Genomic DNA, 8,699 nt, shown 5'->3' with positions numbered 1-8,699 from the left:
CTGTGGTTCGGCGCTTACAAACTAAATATGAAAATAGCGTTAAAAAAACATATGAATTCGAAGAAAAATAAAAGGAATTTAACTCATACAGGCAATTGCATTAGTTAGAATTATTTTTCGTTTCAAAGTGTATTGAAAGAGGCGAGGACCATGGAAAGGAAACGATCCAAAGCTGATGGTGAGAAACACGAATTGCAGACAATCTTGTCTGGATTACCGAATTCTCAGTATTTAAAAATTTTATTGGCCCAAATCATGAGACATTATGATCCTAAAATCAAATATATTTTCCAAAAGCAAATAGGATGGCAGCTAGTTATTGAGCAATATGATGGATTGCTTTGCCGCATCAAGATTCATAAGAATTATTTTTCAGTAGTTACGCCCTTTCCAGATTTTGGAATGAGTTATTTGACTCCAATGGTCAAAGTGATGTCAACTGAATTTAAGAAAAAATTTGAAGATGTTTCAAAGAATACTCAACAGATTGAAATGAAGGTGACGAATGAAGAGGAAATGGAAGATGTTATCTTTTTAGTCAGTCTTCAAGCGAAAAAATTAAGGAACGCGTTAGTGTAAAAAGAAAATGTTCGTGTTTTTTACTACAAAATTCAAAATCAGCTTGCTTTTTAAGTAAATATGTTGTAAATTACATAGGGCGATAGTGCCCTATGTTTTTTATTAGTCACATTTTTCTTAGTTTGAGCAGTACAAAGAAAAAAATTGTCGGCTTAGTTCAACCTGACAGCATATGTGACAAGAATAAAGTCATTCTTCTACTTTTTTGAAAAATGATCATATTAAAATGAGATAGCTATCTTATTCATTGGAGGCCATTATGAAAGTATTTGATTATGAAGATATTCAGTTAATTCCGAACAAATGTATTGTGAACAGTCGATCAGAATGTGATACGACTGTCCGATTAGGGAAATTTAGTTTTAAGATGCCAGTGGTACCAGCCAATATGCAAACAATCATTGATGAAAATATTGCAGAGTTTTTGGCGGAACATGGTTACTTCTATATTATGCATCGTTTTTATGAAGAAGAACGAATTCCTTTTATAAAGAAAATGCAGTCTCGAGGTTTGTTCACATCGATCAGTGTCGGCGTAAAAGGTTATGAATATGATTTTGTAAAACGATTGTCAGATGAAAATTTGAAGCCTGATTTTATTACAATCGATATCGCCCATGGACATTCAGACCCAGTTATTAATATGATTAAGCATATCAAAAAATACTTGCCTGATACGTTTGTCATTGCGGGAAATGTTGGTACTCCCGAGGCAGTACGGGAATTAGAAAATGCCGGAGCAGATGCGACAAAACTTGGAATTGGACCTGGAAAAGTGTGTATTACAAAAATCAAAACTGGTTTTGGAACTGGCGGCTGGCAGTTAGCTGCATTAAGCTGGTGTGCAAAAGCTGCACGCAAACCAATCATTGCCGACGGTGGAATCCGCACGCATGGTGATGTTGCAAAATCGATTCGTTTCGGTGCAACAATGGTTATGATTGGGTCTTTGTTTGCAGGCCATGAGGAATCGCCAGGAGAAACGATGGTAGAAGATGGTGTTGTGTATAAGGAATACTTCGGCAGTGCCTCTGAGTTTCAAAAAGGCGAAAAGAAAAATGTTGAAGGAAAGAAAATCTGGATTCCTTATAAAGGTTCTTTAAAAGACACTTTAGTTGAGATGCAGCAAGATTTGCAGTCATCAATTTCTTACGCCGGGGGAAATGATTTAGAAGCCCTCCAAAAAGTTGATTACGTGGTTGTTAAGAATTCAATTTTTAACGGAGACACGATTTAAAGATTTTTAGAAAACTTTTAAAACTCATTCCAATTTTTGGAATGAGTTTTTTTCGAATTTAGAAAGATGATTTGCAGCCATGGTTGACAGACAAACATAATTGGGTTAGCGTTGAGCCATCCAATAATAAAATGAGGGGATATTATGTGGGAGCTGTCAGATACAAAAACGACACCAATTTATCAGCAGATCATGGAGCAAATTATTACCTATATCCAAGACGGAACGTTACAACCTGGGGATAGATTACCAGCTGAACGGAAATTAGCTCAGTACTATAGGGTGAATCGTTCTACAGTGGTCCATTCTTTAGATGAATTAGTTAGTCTCGGATGGGTATTGCGAAGGCAAGGAAGCGGAACAATCGTAAATGAGGGAAACTGGGGAAGAAGTACGATACCTCGAGTTGACTGGCGCAGTCTATTCACGCAAGAAACACATCCTAAAGAACCTTTCTTAGAGAGAGTTCAAGAATTATTAAATGCATCAGAGTCTCTAGATCTTTATTCTGGAGAATTACCGCTAAACTTGATACCTGATTTTCGTTTTCCTTCCTATACATGGGAAGAATTATTACTGGAGGAGCGAAAGCAAAGTCCTTTAGGTTATCGGCCGTTGCAACAGGTGATTTGTCAGCGAGTCAAAGCAGAACAAAAAATTGATATTTCGTCCGACCAAGTTTTGATTACGTCTGGTGCTCAACAAGCGATGTTTTTGCTACTTCAGGTTATGCTGCAAAGCGGAGATAGTGTAGCAATCGAAGATCCATCATTTTTATACTCTTTACCAATTTTTGCGACTGCTGGTATCAAACTTTATGGTGTGAAAATGGATAAGGAAGGGATGCGGATTGATAAGCTTGAGCAGTTAATTCTAACGAAAAAAATCAAGTTGATTATTCTTAATCCCACTTTTCAAAATCCGACAGGATCAACAATGTCAACTAAACGCAGAAATGAATTGATCGAACTTAGCCGAAAATATCAGTTGCCGATCGTAGAAGATGAAGTGTTTAGTGAAATGAATTTTAGTGAAAATCCGTCTTCATTGAAAGAGCTTGCTCCGCATCAAGTGATTCATTTGGGATCATTATCGAAAATCTTTGGTTCGTCGATCAAAATTGGTTGGATTGTCGCAGATCGAAATTTGATTCAACGATTGTCTGAAGCTAAACAGATGATGGATTTTTCTATTAGTGTTTTTCCTCAGGTTATTGCCCATACGGCTTTGACTGATCCGCTTTTTGAAGAAAATCAAAAAGAGTTAGTCCTTGCATTGAAACAAAGGGCAGCAGCATTCAATGTTGCTGCACAAACTGTTGCCGAAGATTGGCAGATATCTGAAATTGATGGAGGAATCTATGCTTATTTCACTTGGCGTCATCAAAAATTGACTAGAAAAGACTGGGAAATTTTTCTGAGAGAAAAATTATTGATAGCCCCCGCATTTTTGTTTAGTAATGATACAATGGCAATGAGAGTGAATTATACTCGGTTAACAGAACAAACACGAAAACATTTTTTTGCAAAGCTGCAGGCTATTTCAAAGGAACTAAGGAGGAGCTAGATGGAAGCGTTAGAGGTTATGAAGAAGCATCGAACTTATCGGAATTTTGATGAAAATTATCAGTTATCTGATGGTGAGCTGAAAAAAATTTTGCAAGCTAGTCGGCAAGCGCCGAGTTGGATGAATGGACAAATGTACAGTATTATTGTGATAAAAGATCGTGAGATACGTGAAAAGCTCGTGTCTTTAAATCCTGGAAATCCTCATATGCTGCATAGTTCAGTTTTTCTAGTTTTTGTGGCGGATTTGAGACGAACACAAAAGATTGCCGAACATTATGGTGTAGATTATCCTATCAGCGAAGGGACCGATCCATTGATTACAGCTGTGACAGATGCTGCTTTGGCTTTGGAAAATGCAGTGATTGCAACAGAAGCGTTAGGATTAGGTTCTGTAGTAGTTGGTTCAATTAGAAAGGATATTGTGGAAGTCAGTAAACTTTTGAACCTGCCTGAACAGGTGTTGCCAATTGCTGGATTAAGTATCGGAAAACCTACTGTAGAAATGAGAGTTAAACCACGCTTGCCTGAAATGGCGGTCATTCATTATGACACATATCAAGATTATGATTATCAGTTAATTGCAGATTATGATGATACGATGGAAAAATTTGCAGAAGCTCGTGAAACAAAAATTTGGAGTAAAAAATTCGCGGATTATTTTAGTAATAGACCAAATCAAGAAGTTGATAAATTTCTGAAAATGAATAAATTTTTCAAGTAAATGTTTGACACTGAAAGGTAAGTAACATATAGTATGGATGTAAATAAGAATAATTGTTAGGTGAGGCTCCTATATGGACACAGGCTGCTGCCCAAAAATGTCGAGAGACGCCAATGGGTAGAACAGGGATCATCGTGAAGGTGATTCATAACGTAGCTGACAGATTTTGTCTACGCCCTATAGTGCTAAAGCTCGACGATGGACATGAATGGATTTTCGCGCGTGCTCATTTTCGAGTGCGCGCTTTTTTTTCTGGTTTCAGCAAGTAGAAAAATGATTTGTCTGGTGAAAATCAAATTTATTTTTCGCAATCTTTTAGAAATGTTTTCTCAATGAGAGATTAGCTGCTAGTCGTAAAGCCAGCCCAACAGTGACCGCAACAAACCAGTGAGAGGATGTGAGGAAGATGGATCATGAGGATAGTCGACCGAAAAATAAATATAACGGGACGACGATGGTTGTCTTGAATTTTAGGAGGAACAACTATGATGAACAAAAAAAACCTTCTTGCTCGCAAAATCAACAAAGATCAAGAACTAAAAAAATTGGCGATTTTATCTGATCGCGATCTTTTCCTAAATTTGCGAACTTCTTTGCATGGGTTATCGGAAGAGGATGCACAAAGTCGTTTGGAGGAGTATGGTCCGAATGAAGTTTCTGCTCAAAAGCCAACACCTGGAATTCTATTGTTTTTACAAGCATTCAATGATCCATTTGTCTATGTTTTAGCACTTTTAGCAATTGTTTCATTGTTGACAAATGATCTTGAGGCAGCAATTGTAATGACGATCATGATTTTAGCCAGTGTTCTAATTACTTTTATCCAAGAATATCGATCACAAAAAGCCAGTATTGAGTTAAAAGAAATGATTGAAAATACATCAGCGATCACTCGTAATGGAGAAACAAAGGAAATTCCGATGGATGAGGTCGTGCCTGGTGACATTTTGACGTTAGCGACTGGCGATATGATTCCGGCAGATGCGGTTTTGATTTGGACGAAGGACCTTTTTGTCAACCAATCATCGCTAACGGGAGAATCGATGCCTGTCGAAAAGTATCTTGCGAAAGAGGTAAAGCTGACCGAAGATATGACGGCATTGGACTTAACTAACCTCGTATTTATGGGAACGGATGTATTAAGTGGTCAGGGAAAAGCAATTATATTAAAGACAGGACAGCAAACTTTTTTTGGTGATATCGCGAAAAATGCGACATCGAAGCGTGGAAAAACGTCCTTTGATATTGGTTTGGCCAAAGTCAGTAAATTATTGTTAAGAATGGTAATGGTATTGTTTCCACTTGTATTTTTGATTAACGGTTTGACGAAAGGGGATTGGAGTAGCGCCTTTTTCTTTGCTATTGCAGTAGCGGTTGGATTGACCCCTGAAATGCTGCCGATGATCGTGAGTTCTAATTTAGCTAAAGGAGCTTTGACTCTTTCAAAACATAAAGTCATCGTAAAAGAGCTGGCTTCGATCCAGAATTTAGGCAGTATGGATGTTTTGTGTACAGATAAGACCGGGACAATCACGGAGGATCGAGTTGTATTAGTACAACATCTAGATCCGTTAGGGCACGAAAATGAACAGGTCCTAGATTTGGCTTTCATGAACTCGTCATATCAAACTGGTTGGAAAAATCTGATGGATATTGCCGTAATTAATTATTTCGAAGAACAAGATCGCAGATTACCTTTTCAAACGGTTCAAAAAATTGATGAAATCCCGTTTGATTTTTCTCGGCGTCGTCTGACTGTCGTAATGAAAACCGATGAGCATCAATTGATGATTACAAAAGGGGCCGTCGAAGAGATGGCAGCAATTTGCAAATACGTTGAAATTGATGGAGAAATTTTAGAGCTAACACCAGAAATCCGTCAACAATTGCAAACAGTCAATGAAAAAATGAATCGGCAAGGGATGCGAGTTATTACTGTAGCTGTTCGTCGTGATGCCCATGATGAAGCGATATATTCGACTGAGGATGAAAAAGATATGACATTGATTGGCTTCATGGGATTTCTCGATCCTGCGAAAGCTTCGGCTAAACCAGCGATTAAATCGCTGCAGCAACATGGTGTATCAGTGAAAGTTTTAACGGGTGACAATGCTATTGTCGCTCAAAAGGTTTGCCAAGATGTAGGAATCCCTGCAGACGATTATGTTTTAGGGAATCAAATAGATAGAATGACTGATGACGAGCTGTATCAAACAGCTGAAAAAATCAATTTATTTGCAAAGTTGAATCCTATGCAGAAATCTCGAATCATTGAATCTCTGCAAATCAAAGGACATACGGTAGGTTTCATGGGAGATGGAATCAATGATGCGCCAGCTCTACGCAAAGCAGACGTGGGAATATCAGTAGATACTGCAGCAGATATCACAAAAGATGCCAGTTCGATTATCTTATTGGAAAAAAGCTTGAGCGTTTTGGAGAACGGGGTAATTGAAGGTCGCCGTGTATTTAGTAACATGATGAAATATATCAAAATCACTATCAGCTCCAATTTTGGAAATGTGTTCTCGATTTTGGTTGCTAGTGCCTTTTTGCCATTTCTACCGATGCTGTCGCTTCAGTTGCTTTTACAAAATTTAATCTATGATATCGCCCAGTTGACGATTCCATGGGACAATGTAGACGATGAAGAATTACAAGTACCTACTAAATGGGAAACAAAAGGTCTACTTAAATTTACCGTATGCATCGGACCAATCAGTTCCATTTTTGATATTGTGACGTTCTTAGTAATGTGGTTTGTCTTCGGTGCTAATACTGTTGGAGCACAGAGCCTATTCCAAACGGGCTGGTTTATGATTGGCTTGACGACACAAGCTCTAGTTGTTTTAATGGTTCGAACAAAGAAAGTTCCTTTCTTTCAAAGTAGACCAGCACCACAGGTTTTTATCAGCTTACTGTTAGCCGTAGCAGCAGGTGCTTTAGTCGTTCTGACCCCACTTGCGGAACAATTTGAGTTTGTTCATCTACCAAACACTTATTGGTTCTGGTATGTTGGGATTGTCGTTTCCTATATGTTGGCAACGCAATTAGGGAAAGTGTTATATATAAAAATAGCAAAGGAATGGATCTGAACTATAACAGAATGGCCTGTGTTGCCATTCTGTTTCTTTTTTTGTGAAAAGCCGTAACAATTTTTTAGATTGAACAGTTGCACAACGAATCTTTTTTCTTGATTTTGTCATAAATTAGGCGAAATAATTGAAAGATTGCTAATTTTGAAGATAATTATTCTTCTCAATTTGACTAGTAAAAATCGCTTACAAGGCTTGTGCTGCGAGTGTTTTCACAAGTGAAAAAAGTGAAACGCTTTATTTCGTTCAGAATTGGTGAGCAAGTTTGTTGTCAATTGAATATAAAAATGCTAATTTAGAGAAGAAGGGGCAATAGCAATAATACAGATTGACTTGCTGTTGCACTGATAACAAGACTTAATTAACCTAAGAGAGGAAAGTGTGACACCATGGCAGAAAAAGAGTTAACGATTGATTTTGAAGCCTTACTAAAAGATGTAAACGCGGATTTCCCCGTGTACCAAGCGTTGGATGAGAACGGAAAAATTATAAATGAAAATTTGGTTCCAGACTTATCTGATGAAGAACTTGTGGAGTTGATGACTTCAATGGTTTGGTCACGTGTGTTAGACCAACGTTCAACAGCATTGAACCGTCAAGGTCGTTTAGGATTTTTTGCACCAACTGCTGGACAAGAAGCTAGTCAATTAGCCAGCCATTTTGCATTCGAAAAGGAAGATGTATTATTACCTGGCTATCGTGATGTTCCACAATTGATTAAACATGGCTTACCCTTAGCGGAAGCGTTCTTATGGTCTCGCGGGCACGTTGCTGGAAATAACTATCCTGCTGATTTACAAGCTTTGCCGCCACAAATCATTATCGGAGCTCAATATGTGCAAGCAGCCGGCGTGGCTTTAGGCTTAAAGAAACGTAACAGTAAGAACGTTGTTTTCACATATACAGGTGACGGCGGCTCGTCCCAAGGTGATTTTTATGAAGCAATCAATTTTGCTGGGGCATATCATGCAAACGCTGTATTTTATATTCAGAACAATGGCTTTGCAATTTCAACACCTCGTGAAAAACAATCAGCTGCTAAAACACTAGCGCAAAAATCGGTTGCTGCTGGAATTCCTGGTATCCAAGTAGATGGTATGGATCCACTAGCGGTTTATTATGTATCTAAGAAAGCACGTGAATGGGCAGCAAACGGCAATGGCCCAGTATTGATTGAAACATTAACTTATCGGTATGGTCCACATACATTATCAGGCGATGACCCTACTCGTTATCGTTCTAAAGAAATGGATGATGAATGGACGAAGAAAGATCCATTGGTTCGTTTCCGCAAGTACTTGACAGAAAAAGGTTTATGGTCAGAAGAACAAGAAGAAAAAGTAATCGAAGCAACAAAAGAAGAAATCAAACAAGCAATTACAGATGCTGATCGCGTACCAAAACAAAAGGTTTCTGATTTCTTGAAAAACATGTACGAAGTTCAACCACAAAATATCAAAGAACAAATTGAATTCTATGAAGCGAAGGAGTCGAAATAA

6 protein-coding genes and 1 riboswitch are annotated in these 8,699 nt (G+C 38.1%); all 6 genes read left to right on the top strand.

What is annotated here, in order from left to right; all coding sequences use genetic code 11:
* Positions 1-150 precede the first annotated feature (150 nt).
* The 6 genes from JZO85_RS10730 (at position 151) to pdhA (ending at position 8,699) form a co-directional block, all read left to right on the top strand.
* Positions 151-579 (top strand): DUF3788 family protein, encoded by a 429-nt coding sequence (locus tag JZO85_RS10730; RefSeq protein WP_207108520.1) that lies wholly within the window; start codon positions 151-153, stop codon positions 577-579.
* A 259-nt stretch (positions 580-838) separates the two neighbouring features.
* Complete coding sequence (gene guaC, locus JZO85_RS10725; RefSeq protein ID WP_207108519.1) at positions 839-1,816, top strand: GMP reductase; 978 nt, start codon at positions 839-841, stop codon at positions 1,814-1,816.
* 144 nt (positions 1,817-1,960) lie between these two features.
* A complete protein-coding gene (locus JZO85_RS10720; protein WP_207108518.1) occupies positions 1,961-3,382 on the top strand; it encodes an aminotransferase-like domain-containing protein in 1,422 nt (473 codons plus the stop codon).
* Positions 3,383-4,105 carry a nitroreductase family protein gene (locus JZO85_RS10715; protein WP_207108517.1) on the top strand — a complete coding sequence of 241 codons (723 nt, stop codon included), beginning with the start codon at positions 3,383-3,385 and terminating at the stop codon, positions 4,103-4,105.
* Between the two features lie 45 nt (positions 4,106-4,150).
* Positions 4,151-4,315, top strand: a riboswitch (M-box (ykoK) riboswitch).
* Positions 4,316-4,593: 278 nt separating this feature from the next.
* The gene (mgtA, locus tag JZO85_RS10710; protein WP_207108524.1) at positions 4,594-7,200 is read left to right on the top strand and encodes a magnesium-translocating P-type ATPase; all 2,607 of its coding nucleotides are present in this window, start codon (positions 4,594-4,596) and stop codon (positions 7,198-7,200) included.
* A 389-nt stretch (positions 7,201-7,589) separates the two neighbouring features.
* A complete protein-coding gene (gene pdhA, locus JZO85_RS10705; protein ID WP_207108516.1) occupies positions 7,590-8,699 on the top strand; it encodes a pyruvate dehydrogenase (acetyl-transferring) E1 component subunit alpha in 1,110 nt (369 codons plus the stop codon).

Origin of the sequence: Candidatus Enterococcus murrayae (assembly GCF_017315985.1) — a bacterium.
GTDB lineage: Bacteria > Bacillota > Bacilli > Lactobacillales > Enterococcaceae > Enterococcus_A > Enterococcus_A murrayae.
Note: the sequence above shows the minus strand (reverse complement) of the source record. Positions and strands in the feature narration are given on the sequence as shown.

Excerpts from the sequence above, each read along its gene's own strand:
- pdhA (WP_207108516.1), top strand. The coding sequence starts at position 7,590 with ATGGCAGAAAAAGAGTTAACGATTGATTTTGAAGCCTTACTAAAAGAT.
- JZO85_RS10730 (WP_207108520.1), top strand. The coding sequence starts at position 151 with ATGGAAAGGAAACGATCCAAAGCTGATGGTGAGAAACACGAATTGCAG.
- mgtA (WP_207108524.1), top strand. The coding sequence starts at position 4,594 with ATGAACAAAAAAAACCTTCTTGCTCGCAAAATCAACAAAGATCAAGAA.
- JZO85_RS10715 (WP_207108517.1), top strand. The coding sequence starts at position 3,383 with ATGGAAGCGTTAGAGGTTATGAAGAAGCATCGAACTTATCGGAATTTT.
- JZO85_RS10720 (WP_207108518.1), top strand. The coding sequence starts at position 1,961 with ATGTGGGAGCTGTCAGATACAAAAACGACACCAATTTATCAGCAGATC.
- guaC (WP_207108519.1), top strand. The coding sequence starts at position 839 with ATGAAAGTATTTGATTATGAAGATATTCAGTTAATTCCGAACAAATGT.